Annotated in this window: 17 protein-coding genes; 11 read left to right on the top strand and 6 right to left on the bottom strand. The window is 74.5% G+C overall.

Annotation, left to right across the window (positions count from 1 at the left end):
* The first annotated feature begins 5 nt into the window (after nucleotides 1-5).
* Nucleotides 6-1,064: a 3-keto-disaccharide hydrolase gene (locus tag BCL65_RS00725; RefSeq protein ID WP_106264266.1), complete on the top strand. Its 1,059-nt coding sequence runs from the start codon at nucleotides 6-8 to the stop codon at nucleotides 1,062-1,064.
* Nucleotides 1,065-1,161: 97 nt separating this feature from the next.
* Here the strand turns inward: BCL65_RS00725 and BCL65_RS00720 are convergent, their stop codons facing one another.
* Nucleotides 1,162-2,670 carry a multicopper oxidase family protein gene (locus BCL65_RS00720; protein ID WP_243401093.1) on the bottom strand — a complete coding sequence of 503 codons (1,509 nt, stop codon included), beginning with the start codon at nucleotides 2,668-2,670 and terminating at the stop codon, nucleotides 1,162-1,164.
* Nucleotides 2,671-2,753: 83 nt separating this feature from the next.
* Entirely contained in the window at nucleotides 2,754-3,107 is a 354-nt protein-coding gene (locus tag BCL65_RS00715) for a hypothetical protein (RefSeq protein ID WP_106264264.1), read from the bottom strand.
* Nucleotides 3,108-3,332: 225 nt separating this feature from the next.
* Between BCL65_RS00715 and BCL65_RS00710 the strand changes: the two genes are divergently transcribed.
* Nucleotides 3,333-4,619, top strand: a complete 1,287-nt coding sequence (locus BCL65_RS00710; protein WP_243401094.1) for a sensor histidine kinase — start codon at nucleotides 3,333-3,335, stop codon at nucleotides 4,617-4,619.
* A gap of 49 nt (nucleotides 4,620-4,668) precedes the next feature.
* Here BCL65_RS00710 and BCL65_RS00705 read toward each other — a convergent pair whose 3' ends face one another.
* Nucleotides 4,669-5,400: a CPBP family intramembrane glutamic endopeptidase gene (locus BCL65_RS00705; protein WP_106264262.1), complete on the bottom strand. Its 732-nt coding sequence runs from the start codon at nucleotides 5,398-5,400 to the stop codon at nucleotides 4,669-4,671.
* A gap of 97 nt (nucleotides 5,401-5,497) precedes the next feature.
* Here BCL65_RS00705 and BCL65_RS00700 point away from each other — a divergent pair, with 97 nt between their 5' ends.
* Nucleotides 5,498-6,154, top strand: coding sequence for a response regulator (locus BCL65_RS00700; RefSeq protein WP_181340687.1), 657 nt, complete (start codon nucleotides 5,498-5,500; stop codon nucleotides 6,152-6,154).
* A 23-nt stretch (nucleotides 6,155-6,177) separates the two neighbouring features.
* Here the strand turns inward: BCL65_RS00700 and BCL65_RS00695 are convergent, their stop codons facing one another.
* Nucleotides 6,178-7,020: an alpha/beta fold hydrolase gene (locus tag BCL65_RS00695; protein ID WP_106264258.1), complete on the bottom strand. Its 843-nt coding sequence runs from the start codon at nucleotides 7,018-7,020 to the stop codon at nucleotides 6,178-6,180.
* A 111-nt stretch (nucleotides 7,021-7,131) separates the two neighbouring features.
* On the opposite strand from BCL65_RS00695, the gene BCL65_RS00690 reads away from it, so the two are divergent.
* The 8 genes from BCL65_RS00690 (at nucleotide 7,132) to BCL65_RS00655 (ending at nucleotide 12,999) form a co-directional block, all read left to right on the top strand.
* Nucleotides 7,132-7,707, top strand: coding sequence for a TetR/AcrR family transcriptional regulator (locus tag BCL65_RS00690; protein WP_106264256.1), 576 nt, complete (start codon nucleotides 7,132-7,134; stop codon nucleotides 7,705-7,707).
* 97 nt (nucleotides 7,708-7,804) lie between these two features.
* Complete coding sequence (locus tag BCL65_RS00685) at nucleotides 7,805-8,611, top strand: hypothetical protein (RefSeq protein WP_106264254.1); 807 nt, start codon at nucleotides 7,805-7,807, stop codon at nucleotides 8,609-8,611.
* A gap of 193 nt (nucleotides 8,612-8,804) precedes the next feature.
* The gene (locus BCL65_RS00680) at nucleotides 8,805-9,395 is read left to right on the top strand and encodes a ScbR family autoregulator-binding transcription factor (protein ID WP_165800041.1); all 591 of its coding nucleotides are present in this window, start codon (nucleotides 8,805-8,807) and stop codon (nucleotides 9,393-9,395) included.
* A gap of 130 nt (nucleotides 9,396-9,525) precedes the next feature.
* Nucleotides 9,526-10,092 (top strand): RNA polymerase sigma factor, encoded by a 567-nt coding sequence (locus tag BCL65_RS00675; RefSeq protein ID WP_106264250.1) that lies wholly within the window; start codon nucleotides 9,526-9,528, stop codon nucleotides 10,090-10,092.
* Nucleotides 10,089-10,982, top strand: a complete 894-nt coding sequence (locus tag BCL65_RS00670) for an alpha/beta hydrolase (RefSeq protein ID WP_106264248.1) — start codon at nucleotides 10,089-10,091, stop codon at nucleotides 10,980-10,982. Before BCL65_RS00675 ends, BCL65_RS00670 begins: the two co-directional genes overlap by 4 nt.
* A 51-nt stretch (nucleotides 10,983-11,033) precedes the next feature.
* A complete protein-coding gene (locus BCL65_RS00665) occupies nucleotides 11,034-11,402 on the top strand; it encodes an ArsR/SmtB family transcription factor (RefSeq protein WP_106264246.1) in 369 nt (122 codons plus the stop codon).
* Entirely contained in the window at nucleotides 11,399-12,085 is a 687-nt protein-coding gene (locus BCL65_RS00660) for a cation diffusion facilitator family transporter (protein ID WP_106264244.1), read from the top strand. Before BCL65_RS00665 ends, BCL65_RS00660 begins: the two co-directional genes overlap by 4 nt.
* Complete coding sequence (locus BCL65_RS00655) at nucleotides 12,085-12,999, top strand: cation diffusion facilitator family transporter (RefSeq protein ID WP_106264243.1); 915 nt, start codon at nucleotides 12,085-12,087, stop codon at nucleotides 12,997-12,999. Before BCL65_RS00660 ends, BCL65_RS00655 begins: the two co-directional genes overlap by 1 nt.
* A gap of 58 nt (nucleotides 13,000-13,057) precedes the next feature.
* Here the strand turns inward: BCL65_RS00655 and BCL65_RS00650 are convergent, their stop codons facing one another.
* Nucleotides 13,058-14,065: a LacI family DNA-binding transcriptional regulator gene (locus BCL65_RS00650; RefSeq protein WP_106264241.1), complete on the bottom strand. Its 1,008-nt coding sequence runs from the start codon at nucleotides 14,063-14,065 to the stop codon at nucleotides 13,058-13,060.
* Between the two features lie 32 nt (nucleotides 14,066-14,097).
* Entirely contained in the window at nucleotides 14,098-15,126 is a 1,029-nt protein-coding gene (locus BCL65_RS00645) for an FUSC family protein (protein ID WP_106264240.1), read from the bottom strand.
* Between the last annotated feature and the right edge of the window lie 30 nt (nucleotides 15,127-15,156).

Below are 15,156 nucleotides of genomic sequence, written 5' to 3'. Positions count from 1 at the left end.
CAAAGATGTCGTTCGCTCTTCCCGCCCGGTCCCCGGCCGCACGGCTGTCCGTCACGGCCGCCGCCGTCCTCGTCACCTTCGGGCTCGCCGCCCCCGCCTGCGGGGCGCCACCGACCTCGCACGACGACGCCGCCCCCACGTGCGCTGCACCTGACGCCCGGCCGACGGTGGTCTTCCTCGACGCCGACACCGGCGTCGAGAACACGACGCTCGCCGGTGGTTGCACCCTCAACGACGTGCTCGACGACGAGCGGGCGTGGGCGAACCACGGACGGTTCGTGGCGCACGTGACGCACGTGAGCAAGGACCTCGTCGCCGACGACGAGCTCTCGCGCAGCGACGCGCGCAGGCTCACGGTGGCCGCCGCGCAGTCCGACGTCGGCACGGTCGCGGGGTACGAGCCGCTCTTCGACGGGACCGAGGAGTCGTTCGAGGCCTGGGCCTACGCCGGCGACGGCGGGTTCGACTACGTCGACGACGGCTCGATCCGCAGCCGGGTGGGCGCCGACGGCGGGTTCGGCACCCTCTGGTACCCGCACGTGGAGTACGCAGACTTCTCGTTGCGGCTGAAGTTCCGTGACGACGCCCCGGGCGACCTGCGCGGGAACAGCGGCGTGCAGGTGCGGTTCCCCGAGCTGTGGGGTCCGGTCGACGGGTGCCCGACGACGTTCAACGGCAGCGAGACCGGCAACCTGTCGTGGATCGCGGTCAACTGCGGTCACGAGATCCAGATCAACGACTCGCCCGAGACAGGGTCCAACGACCCCCGCAAGACCGGGTCGATCTACGGCTTCGCCGACCTGAACCTCGCTCAGGCCATGCCGACGCCGAAGGGCACCTGGAACGACCTCGAGATCCGGGTCGTCGGCCAGCACTACACGGTGATCCGCAACGGGGTGGTGATCAACGAGTTCGAGAACCTGCCCGGCCTGCCCTTCCCCGGACGGCCGAACGACCCCGACTCGAGCAGCCGCGGCCTGACCGGGTACGTCGGCCTGCAGGCGCACGGCTCGGCGCCCGACGTCGTGTCCTTCCGCGACGTGCGGATCCGCCCGCTCCCCTGACACCCCCCACCCCCCGCTGTGGGTGCACGACACGCCGCCCCGACGCTCGGGGCAGCGGCGTGTCGTGCACCCACAGCGAGAGGCGTGGTGGGAAGGGTCAGTGGGTGGCGTGGCCGGCGGCGCCCTGGAGCGGCCCGGGCGTGGCGTCGGAGCCCGGTTCGACCACCACGAACTGGCCCATCATCCCCTCGTCCTCGTGCCGCAGCATGTGGCAGTGGTACATGTACGGCACCGCGTCGTCGGAGTAGTCCTCGAACCGCATGAGAAGCCGGTACGTACGCCGCGGCTCCAGGTAGACGGTGTCCTTCCGGCCGACCAGCTCCTCCGGCGGCGGCCCGCCGTCGATCGACAGCACGCGGAACTGCACGTCGTGAACGTGGAAGCTGTGCGGCATCGGGACGGTGCTGCGGACCTCCCAGATCTCGGTGTCGCCGACGGTCGCGACCTCGTCGATGCGTCCGGGGTCCATCCGCTCACCGTTGATCCGGCGCTCGTCGAGCTCGAAGGTGCGGGTCACCGTCGCGTCGGCCGCGTCGAGGGCGTCGCCGTCCGCGTGCTGCGACGGCTCCCACGCGGGCTCCGGCGACGGCGTCAGCTCGTCGGCCGCCCGGAGCTCGAGGACGTCGAACGCGTCGTTGCCACCCATCGCGAACGGCACGGCCACGCTCCCGAGGTCCGTCTCGGTGGAGGCCAGGCGCGTCGTCTCCCCCGCCGCCATGGTCACGACGATCTCGGCCCGCTCGCCGGGTGCGAGCCGCACCTGGTCGCGCTCCAGCGGCGCCTCGAGCAGGCCACCGTCGCTCGCCACGAGGTCGAACGACCGGTCGGGGAACCCGAAGGTGTAGGTCCGCGCCGTCGACCCGTTGAGCAGGCGCAGGCGCACGCGCTCGGTGGTCACCTCGTGGTAGGCGCCCACGGTGCCGTTCGCCATGACCACGCCACCGAGCGTCCCGGGCTCCCCGCCGTCGTCGGTCAGGTCGAGCTGCCCCGCGTCGTCGAACACCTTGTCCTGGACGATCACCGGGACGTCGTCGACGCCGTACCCGGACGGCAGGTCGGCGGCGCGGGTCGCGTCGTCGTCGAGGATGAACATCCCGGCCAGCCCGCGGTAGACGTGCTCCTCGGTCTCACCGTGCGGGTGCGGGTGGTACCAGAGCGTGGCGCCGGGCTGGTCGACCTCCCACGTCGGGCGCCAGGTGCCGCCGGGCTCGATCTCCTGGTGCGGCCCGCCGTCCATCGCGGGCGGCAGGTGCATGCCGTGCCAGTGCACGCTGGTGGTCTCGTCCAGCTCGTTGGCCACGTCGACGGCGACGCGCTCGCCACGCTCGGCGCGGAGCGTCGGGCCGAGGTAGGCCCCGTCGAACCCCCACGTCTCGGTCTGGGTGCCGCGCTCCGTGGCCGGCGCGAACGACGTCGTGCCCTCCTGCGCCGTCAGCGAGAAGGTGCGCACGCCGTCGACCACCTCGGACTCCGCGAGCGGCGGGATCGCCAGCTCCTGGTCGAACGTGACGGCGTCCACGGACGTCACCGAGCCGGGCAGCGCCCCGCACGCCGCGGTGAGCAGCACCACGGTCGCGACGCCGGCGACGACGGCGCGGCGCCGCACCCCCGCCCCGACGCTGTGGGTGCACGACGCGCCGTGGACCCGGGCGACGTCACGGCGTGTCGTACACCCACAGCGACGGGCGGTCATCGGCCCGTCCCGGCCAGCCCGCGCTGGACAGCGAGCGCCAGCAGGCCGGCGACGAACCCCCAGAAGGCGTCCATCGCGAGCGCGGGGACCACCATCCACGGCGCGGCGCCGTCGCCGAGCAGGCCGGGGCCGCCGAGGAACATCGACGTCACGGTCGCGACGATGCCGAAGGCCACCCCGGTGAGGGTCAGCGTCAGCACCGGGCGGGGGACGCGGCCGAACCCGACCACGCCGACCCACACGACGGCGGTGATGCCGATGATCGCGAACGCCCGGCCGGGACCGCCGCCGCCGACGCCGGTGAGCCCGGTCAGCGGCCACAGGAGCGCCATCGCGGCGAGGCCGGCCACGAGGGGCCATCGGACGCCCGCCGACTGGTGCGACGCCGGCCGAGGAGAGTGCTGAGAAGGATGCTGTGCTGTCATGGCTCCCACGCTCCCCGGTGCCCCAGGCCGGCCACATCGGCCCCGGAGCGTCACCTGGTGTCGCCCCGGGGCGACATCTCACCCTGACCGACCCCGAGAGACCCCCGGCGGGAAGGGCGAGGCGCACGACGCAGCCCTACGCTGGGGCTCGTGCCCAGGACCGCCCCTGCCGTCGACGACGACGCCGGTGCCCACGCCGCGACGCCGTCGCCCTGGGTGACCGACGTCGTCCTCGCGCTCGCGATGGCCCTCGTCCTCGCGGTCGTGGTGGCGGCCGACGCCGCCGGGACGGAAGGCTCCGGGACGGCCGTCGGTGGGCTCGACCCCCACGGGCCGGGCGCGTACCTCTTCGCCGCCGGGTTCGGGGCGCTGGTGCTGCTGCGCCGTCGTGCACCCGTGGTGATGCTCGTGGCGACGGTGCTGGCGATCTTCGCGTACTACGCGCTCGGCTTCGCCCCGATCGGGATGGCGCTGCCCGCCGTGGCCGCCCTCTACTCCGCGGCGGAGCGCGACCGCACGCGTTGGGCCGTGGGGGCCGGGGCCGTCCTCATCGTGGTGGCCACGTTCTTCCGTGTGACGGACGAGGCCGACCCGTCCGCCGACCTGACGGTCTACGACCTGGTCACCAACATCGCGCTGGTCGCCGCGGCGGTCGCGCTCGGGGTGGCGGTGCGGCTGGCGCGGGTGGCACGCGGGCACACCGAGGTGGTGCGCGCCCTGACGGCGGCCGAGCAGGCCCGCGCCGCCGACCAACGGCTCCAGGCCGAGCGCATGCGCATCGCCCGCGACCTGCACGACGTCGTCGGCCACAACCTGTCCGTCGTCGCCCTGCACACCAGCGTCGCAACCGAGGCCGTCGGTCGCGACGACGACGCCGCCCGGACGGCGTTGCGCCACGTCCGCGAGGCGACGTCGGGCACCCTGCACGAGCTGCGCGCCACGGTGAAGGTGCTGCGGCGACCGCTGCGGCCGGGCGGTGGGCCCGGCGGCGAGCGCGACGAACGGCCGGGTACCCACCACCGGGACGTCCTGCCCGCGGCGACCGGGCCGGCGGGGCTGGCCGCGCTCGTGGAGCCGGCGCGGGCCAGCGGCCTGGCCGTGTCGACGCGCGTCGAGGTCCCCGCCGGTTCGATCGACGCCACCGTGGACGCCGCCGCCTACCGGATCGTGCAGGAGGCGCTGACGAACGTGCTGCGGCACTCCGGGGCGCGGTCGGCGCACGTGCGGCTCGTCGTCACCGACGGGCGCCTGCGGATCACGGTGTCCGACGACGGCACGGGCTCGGGCGCGGCGGCCGGGGCCGGTCGGGGCACCGGCGCCGGGATCGCCGGGATGGCCGAGCGGGCGGCGCTCCTCGGCGGTACCTTCAGCGCCGGTGACACGCCGACGGGCGGGTTCCGGGTGCTGGCAGAGCTCCCCGCCCGCCTGGAGGGCTAGGCCGCTGCCCGTCCAGCTGCGTCGCGGTAGGTCCACCGTCCTGACGGCCTCACACGGCGGGGCCGGAGGTCCCGGTGAGCAGCACGAGCAGGGGCAGTGCGGCGTTGTTGACCGCGTGGACGATCACCGCGGGCCAGATGGACCCGCTACGGCGCATGACCTCGGCGGCGATGACGCCCACCACGAACGCCGAGGGCAGCGCGATGTTGATGCCGTGGACGAGGGCGAAGAAGACCGAGCTGGACAGGACGCCGACGACCGGCCCGTAGCGCAGCAGTGCGTTGGTCACGACGCCGCGGAAGAAGAACTCCTCGCCGACGGGGGTGAGCACGGACAGGAAGACGAAGGTCAGGATCAGGGGCAGCACACCGCCGCCGGCCGCGTCGTAGTAGTCGCCCTGCGGGTCGGCGCTGAACCCGGTCACCGCGATGATCCCGGTGTTGACCAGGCCCTTGAGCACGAGCGCGGCGACGCCGGCCGCCACGCCGAGCAGCACCCAGCGCCCGCTGGTGCGACGCACGCTGAAGGCACCCCAGGACCGGATCCGGACGAGGGCCGCGACCGTGAAGCCGACCAGGCCGGCGACTCCCGACCACGCGGTCAGGACCAGTCCGTGGACCACCGGGTCCTCGTCGACGCCGAGGAGGCCGAACAGCCGGATCGCGAGCAGGGCGACGACCGCGGCGAGCGTGCCGACGACGATCTCGGGCCAGCCTGGTCGAGCAGGTGACGCGAGACCGGTCGAGGTCGGCTTCGAGCGGTCGTCGTGATCGATCGACATGCGAGGGGACTCCCTGAACTGGTGGGTCGGCGCTGCCCGACCAGTGGACACGGTGTTCCTGCCACAGGCTCAAGGAGGCGTCCGCCACACTGGACGGGTGATCCGCATCGTGCTCGTCGACGACCAGGAGCTCGTGCGCGCCGGGCTGCGCCCGCTCGCGGAGCGCGACGGCGACATCGAGGTGGTCGGCGAGGCGGCGGACGGTCGCGCCGGTCTCGCCCTCGTGCGCCGGGAGCGCCCGGACGTGGTCCTCATGGACGTCCGCATGCCGCACGTGGACGGCATCGAGGCCACCCGCGCGATCGTCGCCGACCCGCTGCTGCGAGACGTGCGGGTCCTCGTCCTGACCACCTTCGACGAGGACGACCACGTGTTCGCGGCGATCCGCGCCGGGGCCGCCGGCTACCTGCTCAAGGACGTGACGCCGTCGGACCTGCGTGCCGCGGTGCGGACGGTGCACTCCGGTGACTCGCTGCTCTCCCCGGCGGTGACGGCGAGCGTCCTGCGGGCGGTCGCGGTCGGGGCACCGCCGTCGGACGGCGGAGCGCTCGACGCCCTGACGGGGCGCGAGCGCGAGGTGCTCGGCGCCGTCGGGCGGGGGCTGACGAACGCCGAGATCGCCGCGGAGCTGTTCCTGTCGCCGGCCACGGCGCGGACCTACGTGAGCCGGTTGCTCACCAAGCTCGACGCCCGCGACCGGGCCGCGCTGGTGGTGCTCGCGTACGAGACGGGGCTGGTGCGCCCCGGGACCTGAGCGTCCCGGGGCGCACCGGTGCCTCAGGCCCGGACGAACCGGAGCAGCGCCTCGTTCACCTCGGCGGCGTGGGTCCACAGCAGCCCGTGGGGCGCACCGTCGACCTCGACGTACTCGGCCTCCGGGAAGGCCTCGTGGAACGGCCGTCCCGTCGCGTCGATCGGCAGGATCTTGTCGGCCGTCCCGTGCAGGATCAGCGACGGCTTGCCCGCGGCGCGGACCGACCGCACGTCCTCGCGGAAGTCCTCGATCCACGCCGGGACGACGGCGTAGGCGGCGACGGGCGCGCTGCCCGTCGCGGTGTTCCAGCTGGCCGTGACGACCTCCTGGCTGATGCGCGACCCGAGCGTCTCGTCGAGGTTGTAGAAGTCCTGGTAGAACTGCGTGAACCAGGCGTACCGGTCCTCGCGGGCGGCTGCGGCGATGCCGTCGAACACGGACTGCGGGACACCGTCGGGGTTGTCGTCGGCCGCGACGAGGAACGGCTCGAGCGAGGCGAGGAACGCGAGCTTGGCGACGCGCTCGTGCCCGTGGTTGCGCACGTAGCGGGCCAGCTCGCCGGTGCCCATGGAGAAGCCGACGAGGATGACGTCACGCAGGTCGAGGGTCTCGAGGACGGCGTCCAGGTCCGCGGCGAAGGTGTCGTAGTCGTAGCCGGTGCCGACCTTGCTGGACCTGCCGAAGCCGCGGCGGTCGTAGGTGATGACGCGGTACCCCGCGTCGAGGAGCTCACGGGCCTGCAGCTCCCAGCTGTTGCCGTCGAGCGGGTAGCCGTGGATCAGGACGACGGGCTGCCCGCTGCCGTGGTCCTCGTAGTAGATCTCGATGTCGGTGGTGTTCTCGCGGCCGACGTTGACGTAGCCCATGGTCCGAACCTTTCGACGGTGGGAGAACGATCGTTCTCCCTGTGTCCGCTACAGTAGAGAACGATCGTTCTCCGCGCAAGTGGTGCGGAGCGAACTGTGGGAGGCGTTGACATGACCGACGAGCGAACGGCGCGCGAGCGCGTGGTGACCGCGGCGGACGAGCTGTTCTACGCCCGTGGGGTGCGGGCCGTGGGCATGGACGCCGTGCGCGCGGCGGCGGGGGTCCCGCTCAAGCGCATCTACGCGATGTTCGCCTCCAAGGAGGACCTGCTCGTCGCCGTCCTCGAGCAGCGCCGCACGACGTGGGACGCGGGCATCGCCTCCGTGACCGACCCGGCGGCCACGGCCCGCGAGCAGCTCCTCGCGATCTTCGACTTCCTCGACGACTGGTTCCGCGAGCCCACCTTCCGCGGCTGCGCCTTCATCAACACCTACGGCGAGATGGGCCCCGGCTCGGCCGCGGCGTCCGCCGTCGTCCGCGAGCAGAAGACGGCGTTCGGCGAGCACGTCGCCCGCCTGGTGGCCGACGCCGGCGCCCCGGCCTGGCTGGCACCGCAGATCGTCCTCCTCGCCGAGGGCGCGCAGACGGTCGCCGCCGTCTCGGGCGACGCGGACGCGGCCCGGCACGCGCGGGCGGCGGCCGAGACCCTGCTGGACGCCGCGACGCGCACGACCGTCTCGGCCTGAGCGTCCGGCCGGCGCACGGCCCGGCGGCCGGCCGGCGCGAACCGATCCGCGCCGGCCGGACATCCGTGAGCATGGGGAACTGGCGAGAGGTCGGACCGTGAGCGCGCCGGAGGGTGGCGCGACGGCGGCCGGCGGCATCCAGGTGGGGGGCCCGACGGCGGCCGGCACGGACAGGTGGCACCTGCCGGTGCGGATCCTGGCGAGACCGGGACCGCCGCCCGGCGTCACCGCCCCGTTCCTCACGGGCCTCGAGGTGGTGCGGCAGGTCGGCGTGGTCCTGGCGCGGCAGGGCCTCGAGGTGCCGCCGGACCACCACCTGAGCATGCGCCGGGTCGCGTTCCGGTGGAGCGGCCGGCCACCGCGGCTCCCGGACACCGGGGCGCTCGCGGCCACCGCGTTCGCCCAGGTGCACGCCCGGCGTCGGCGACGCGGCGCGACCGGCGCCTTCGAGGCCTCCCTCACGCTGCGCGTGGGCTCCCGGGAGATCGCCCACGGCAGCGGTGCCGTGCAGTGCATCGACCCCGAGACCTACCCCGTGGTGCGGGGCGAGGCCCCCGCGCCGGGATCCGCGCCGGTCCGCCACGACGCGTCGCCGCTCGACGTGCTGCAGCAGCGCGGGGACCGCCTGCTCGGCCGGATCGGCTGGGACTCGGACGACCCGGCGCAGGTGGACCCCACCCTGGACCGGGTGTCGGGCCACACGCTGGTCGCGGCGGCGCTGCGGGCGGCCGCGCTGCTGCGCCCGGGGCGGACGGCGGTCGGGGCCTCGATGGCGATCGACCGGTTCGTCGAGTACACACCGCGTCCGGAGGTCTATGCCACGGCCGACGGCGACACCGTCGAGGTCTCCGTCCTGCAGGACCGCCTGGTCGCGGCCCGCGGCGAGATCCACCTCGGTGATTGACTGACCTTCTGTTGGGTCAGTGAATTCTGCCCATTCACCCCGGTAGGTCCGACAATGCGGGACCGGCGGCCGGGCGTTCCGCGAAATCGTCCCGCGCGCCACGAGGAGCGACCATTCCGATCGCGCTACGGTCCGGGGAGGAACGCCGCCATTCCAGGCGTCCCCGCACCGGCCGGCAGCGAAGGAAACATCGGTGGCCGCAACATCACGACAACGACAGAAGGCAGCGACCCGCGCGGCGATCTTGCAGACCGCCGCGGAGGAGTTCGACGCCCACGGCTATTCCGCGACCTCTGTCGCGCGCATTGCCGACCGCTTGCGGCTCACCAAGGGATCGGTCTACTTCCACTTCGCGTCGAAGGCGGAGCTGGCCGCCGAGGTGGCACGTGCAGGCGCCGACGTCTGGGAGCCCATCCTGCGGTCGCTCGACGAGGACGGCTTGACCGGCCTGGACGCCCTGCAGCAGCTCTCCGTGGAGGTGGTGGGCCGGTTCCGCGACGACGTCGTGCTGCGGGCGGCCGTCCGGCTGACCCGCCAGGGCCCGGAGACCGAGCTCCCGGACCCCTTCACGAGCTGGATCGCCGTGGTCCGCCGCTGCCTCGACCGTGCGGTCGGGGCGGGCGAGGTCCGCGCCGGGATCGACGTCGACGCCCTCGCCTGGCAGCTCGTCGCCACGTTCCTGGGCATGCAGGAGCTCGCGCGGCGCGTGGCCGACCCGGTCGACCCGGTCGACCGGCTCGACGACCTCTGGCGCACCCTGCTCGACGGCGTCCGGGCGCGGTGAGTCGGCCGCGTCGGGCTGACTGACCTACCAGAAGGTCAGCGAAACCCTTGCGGTCCGGCGCCGCGCCCTGCACGCTGGGTGTGCGCGCCGCACCGGGCGGCCGCCGCGACATCCCCGCAGGAGGCCCGCCATGCGTCCCGACGCGACGGACCCCGAGCTCTGGGCACGGGTGCGCACCGACGACCAGCACGCCTTCTCGCTGCTCTTCCGCCGTTACCACGAGCGGGTCCTGCGCACCGTGGCCGCCGGTCTGCGGGGGGTCGCGCGGGCGGACCCCGCCGGGGTCGCCGCCGACGTCTTCGCCATCCTGTGGCGACGGCGCGCGAGCGTGCGCGTCGAGACCACCGCGTGGCCCTGGCTCCGGGGAGTCGCGAGCCGGCTCTGCGCCAACGAGCGGCGCCGCTGCCTGCGCCAGGACCGCCTGGTCGTGCACGCCGCGTCCGCCGCCACGGCTGACGTGCACGTGGTGCCCGACCACGCACCAGGGGTCGCGGACCGGCTGGCGCTCGTCGACGCGCTGGCCCGCCTCGGCCCTGTCGAGAGCCAGGTGGCGCGCCTCGCCCTGGTCGACGACCTGCCCGAGGCCGAGGTCGCCGCGGCGCTGCGGGTCCCCGTCGGCACCGTCAAGTCGCGCCTGCACCGCGCCCGCCGGGAGCTGCGCCACCACCTGCAGCGTCACGGTAGCGTCGGGCCGTGACCATCGACGCTCCACCGCCCACCGTCGCCGACGTCGCCTACGCCGCCGACTCCCCCAGCCAGCGGCTCGACCTGTGGCTGCCCGACGCGCCCACCGGGCCCGCACCGGTGGTCGTGTTCGTGCACGGTGGTGGCTGGTACTACGGCTCGCGCGAGATGGTGGCCCCCAAGGTCGCGGCGCTGCTCGCCGCCGGGTTCGCCGTCGCGAGCATCGACTACCGGATGTCGGGCGAGGCCCCGTTCCCGGCCGCCGTCGACGACACCCGTGCCGCCGTCGGCCACCTGCGGCGGCACGCCGCCGAGGCGCGGATCGACCCAGACCGGATCGTGCTCTGGGGCGAGTCCGCCGGGGCGAACATCGCCTGCGTCGTCGGGGCGCTCTCCGGACGCCTCGCACCCTGGGACGACCCGGCCGCTCCGGACGCGCCCGGGCCGACGGCGCCGATCGCCGCGGTGGTCGACTGGTTCGGTCCGACCGACTTCCTGGCGATGGACGACCATGCGGCCCAGATCGGCTGCGCCCCGTCGTCGCACTCCGCCGACGACTCGCCCGAGTCGCGCTACGTGGGCTCGCCCGTGCGCACCGCGCCCGACCTCGCCGCGCTCGCCGGCCCGCTGCCGCACCTCGCCGCGGACGGCGTCGGCGACGGCGACGGCGGTGCCGGAGGTGACGACGGCGCCCCGCCGCTGCCTGCGGTGGCGATCGCCCACGGCACGGCCGACTGCACCGTCGCGCCCGGGCAGTCGCACCTGCTCGTCGATGCGCTGCGCGCCCGCGGGGTCGAGCCCTGGGTGACGTGGCTGGAGGGCGCGGAGCACTCCGACCCGCGGTTCGACGCCGAGCTCCTGGCGCCCACGATCGACTGGCTGGCCGAGGTGCTCCCTCGATAGCTGTGCGGTACACGCTTCCCTGAATACATGAGTGGCTGTACTGTCGTCCTCATGGAGACCGTGACGCTGACCCACACCGCTGCGCTCGCCCGCCTCGGGCACGCGCTCGGCGACCCGACCCGGACGCGCATCATGCTCGCGCTGCGTGACGGTCCGGCCTACCCCGCCGACCTCGCCGACGGGCTCGGCGTGTCGCGTCAGGTGATGTCCAACCAGCTCGCCTGCCTGCGCGGCTGCGGGCTCGTCACCACCCGGCGCGACGGCCGCCGGACCGAGTACCGGCTGTGCGACCCCGCCCTCGCCCACGCGCTCGGCGACCTCCTGCGCCTCACCCTCGCCGTCGACCCCGACTGCTGCGGGCCCGACTGCACCTGCGCGTCCGGGGCGCCGTCGCACGAGGAGCGCGAGACCGCGGCATGAGCGCCACCGCCACGCCGACGACGACGGCCCTCACCCGGCGCGGCCTGCGCCTGGCGCGTCTGACCATCGCCTACAACGTGGTCGAGGGCGTCGTCGCGATCGGCGCCGGCGTCGCGGCCGGTCTGGTCTCCGTCATCGGGTTCGGCATCGACTCCGGGATCGAGACCGCCGCCGCCGTGCTGGTCGCGATGCGGCTGGCCGCGCGGCTCCGGCGCCGCGCTGCCGGGCGGGGCTCCGCCGGGGCCGACGAGCCCGACCCGAGCGAGCCCGACCCGGCCGAGCTCCGCCGCGAGCACCGCACGCTGCGCGCCGTCGCCGCCACGTTCTTCCTGCTCGCGGCCTGGGTCACCGCCGAGGGCATCCGCGCGCTCGTCACCGGGGCCGTGCCGGAGACCTCGCCGCTCGCGCTCGGCGTGCTCGTCGCCTCGCTCGTGATCATGCCGGTGCTGGCCGCCGCCAAGTACCGCGTCGGCCGGGCGCTCGGCGATCCGCTCGTGCTCGCGGACGCCGCCGAGACCCGCGTCTGCGTCTGGCTGTCGGTGGCGACGCTCGCCGGCCTGCTCGCGTTCTGGTGGACGGGTCAGGCCTGGTTCGACCCGCTCGCCGGGTTCGTCGTGGCCGCGTTCGCGGTGCACGAGGGCCGGGAGGCCTGGGAGGGCGAGCTCGTCGAGGACCACGACTGATGGGGCACGCCGGTCACAGCCACGCGCCACCCGAGGGCGGCCACCGCGGCCGGCTCGCCGTCGCGTTCGGCATCACCGCCGCGATCGTCGTCGCCCAGGTCGTCGGCGCCGTCCTGACCGGCAGCCTGGCGCTGCTCGTCGACACGGCGCACCTGCTCGTCGACGCGGGCGGGCTGGGCATCGCGCTCTTCGCCGCGCACGTCGCCCTGCGCCCGCCGACGCCGCAGCGCACCTGGGGCTACCGGCGTGCGGAGGCGCTGGCGGCCCTCGCGCAGGCGGCGGTGCTGCTCGCCGTCGGCGTCTTCGTGCTCGTCGAGGCGGTGCAGCGACTGCAGGACCCGCCCGAGATCCCCGGCGACGAGCTCGTGGTCTTCGGTGTGATCGGGCTGGTCGGCAACGTGGCGGCGCTCGCCGTGCTGGCCTCGCGCCGCAGCGCCAACCTCAACCTGCGGGCGGCGTTCCTGGAGGTGCTCAACGACGCCCTCGGCTCGCTGGCGGTCATCGTCGCCGCCGTCGTCATCACCACGACCGGCTGGCTGTACGCCGACACCGTGGCGGCGCTCGTGATCGGTGCGCTCATCGTGCCGCGCGCCGTGCGCCTGCTGCGCGAGACCGGGGCCGTGCTGCTGGAGTCCACCCCGGCGGGGCTCGACCTCGACGAGGTGCGGACCCACCTGCTGCGGGTCGACCACGTCCGCGAGATCCACGACGTGCACGCCTCCCTCATCGCGACGGGGCTGCCCCAGCTCTCGGCGCACGTAGTGGTGGACACGGGGTGCTTCCGCGACGGGCACGCCGGGCGCATCCTCGACGAGCTGCAGGACTGCGTCCGCGACCACTTCGGCGTGGAGCACACGACGTTCCAGGTGGAGCCGGACACGCACCCGGACCACGAGCACCCCACCCACGCGTGAGAAGACACCCGCGGGGCGGAGGCGCAGCGAAGGGTGGGGCCGCAGCGGTGCCGCAGACTCAGGGCGCCGAGCCGCGGACCACCAGCTCCGGCGGGAAGACGACGTCGCGGGGCTCGCGACCGGGCTCGGCGATCTCGTCGAGCAGCAACCGCGCCGCGGCCCGGCCCATCGCGGCGATCGGCTGGCGCACCGTCGTCAGCGGGACGGCCGCGCGCGCAGCGAACGGGATGTCGTCGTAGCCGACCACCGCGACGTCGTCCGGCACGCGCACCCCGCCGCCGACCAGGGCATTCACCAGGCCGATGGCGTGCAGGTCGTTGCCGGCGAACACCGCGTCCGGGCGCTCCGCCGGCTCGAGCCCTGCGATCCACCGGCCCATCTCCTCACCGTCGGTGAGGTCGAGGTCCGCCGACCGGGCGACCTCGAGATGTGTGCCCGCGATGCCGGTGACCACCTCGCGGCAGCCCTCGAGGCGGCGGGCGACCTGGCGCACGCCCTCCGGCCCGCCCGCGAACAGCAGCCGCGTGCGCCCGGCCGTGACCAGGTGCTCGGCGGCGATCCGCCCGCCCTCTCGGTGGTCCAGGGACACCGAGGACAACCGTCCGTCCGGGTCCTCGTGGTCCACCAGCACCACCGGGGTGCCGCGGTCGCGGCGCTGTCGCAGCGGTTCCAGCTCGTCGTCCGACGGCGCCACCACCACGCCGTCGAACCGGAGCTGCTCGAACAGGGTCAGGAACTTCTCCTGGCGGTCCGCCGACTCGTGGGAGGAGCCCACCACCACGGAGAGGCCGGCCTCCTCCGCGACCTGCTCCACCGCCGTCGCGATCCCCGCGAAGAAGGGGTTGGAGGCGTTGACGACGCTCAGGCCGACGATCCCGCTGCGCTGCCGGCGCAGCTGGCGCGCAGGCATGTTGGGCACGAACCCGAGCTGGGTGACGGCGTCGTCGACGCGGGCCTTCATCCGCTCCGACAGCTTGTCCGGCCAGTTGAAGAAGTTCGAGACCGTCGCGGCCGAGACGCCCGCGTGCCGTGCGACGTCGTGGATCGTCACCGTCGACTCACGCATGGCTCATCACACCCGGAGATTATCAGCGCCGGTCAGCCCGGGGACCCGTCTCCCGTGCGCCGTGCCCGGGACCCGACGGCGCGGACGAGCAGCAGGATGCCCGCGGCCGACCCCGCACCGACGAGGGTGAGTCCCACCCGCGCCTCCGCCCCCGCCACCGGCGCCCCGCCGGCCGAGAGGCCGACCACGGTGAGCGTGAGAAAGGCGGTGTAGACCCAGTACGGCGCCACCAGATAGGCCACGACGCCCCCGACGGCACCGGCGACGACGGCGACCGTCAGCACCCCGCCGGACGCGTCCAGGGCGACCAGCGTCACGATCACCAGCCCGCCGAGCACCGTGCCCGCGGCGCGGGCGAGAGCGCGCGCCGTGATGTCTGCCGTGCGCGGCACCATCACCATGTAGAAGGTCAGCAGCAGCCACCAGGAGTGGGTGCCGGGGAAGTACGTCATGGCCCACCAGGTCCCCACGGCGGTGAAGCCCACGAGCGCGGCGGTGTACCAGGCGGTCTCCGGCCCGCTCATCGGCGCCCGCGGACGCCGCTCCACGGAGCGGGTCAGGACCGTGGCCGTCGCCACCGTCCACAGCCCGCCGGCGAGGACCAGCGCGGCGATCGGCAGCGCGCCCTCCAGGGTGCGAGGGTCTGCCGTCGTGAGGGCGGGGGGCGCGACGGTCAGCGCGGCCAGCGTCGCGGCTGCCGGCGCCCCACCGGACGACCATCCCCGACCCGCCGCCAGCCCGAGGCCCGCGGCGACCACGGACATGAGGACCGTCGCCGACCACACCTGCGACCCGGCCAGCGGCGCCACCAGCGCGAGCGTCCCCGTGAGGGTGGCGACCACCGCGGCACGCCGCAGGGAGGCGATGCCCGCCACGAGGGCCGGCAGCATCCCCAGGAACCAGGGCATCACCGTGGTCGGGGCGACGATCGCCAGGACCACGACCGGCGCGACCCCGACGAGCGCCGCGACGACGAGACGACGACGTGCCGGACTCGTGCGCGACGCACCGGCCCCGTCCACGGCAGGACCCGGCGCGGGGTCGTCCACAGCCCGTGACATGGCGCCACCCTGCCGTGTCGGGGGCGGATC

Origin of the sequence: Isoptericola halotolerans, from assembly GCF_003003075.1 — a bacterium.
Taxonomy (GTDB): Bacteria; Actinomycetota; Actinomycetes; order Actinomycetales; family Cellulomonadaceae; genus Isoptericola; species Isoptericola halotolerans_A.
The sequence above is the reverse complement of the archived record's forward strand: the minus strand, read 5'-3'. Positions and strand labels throughout refer to the sequence as shown.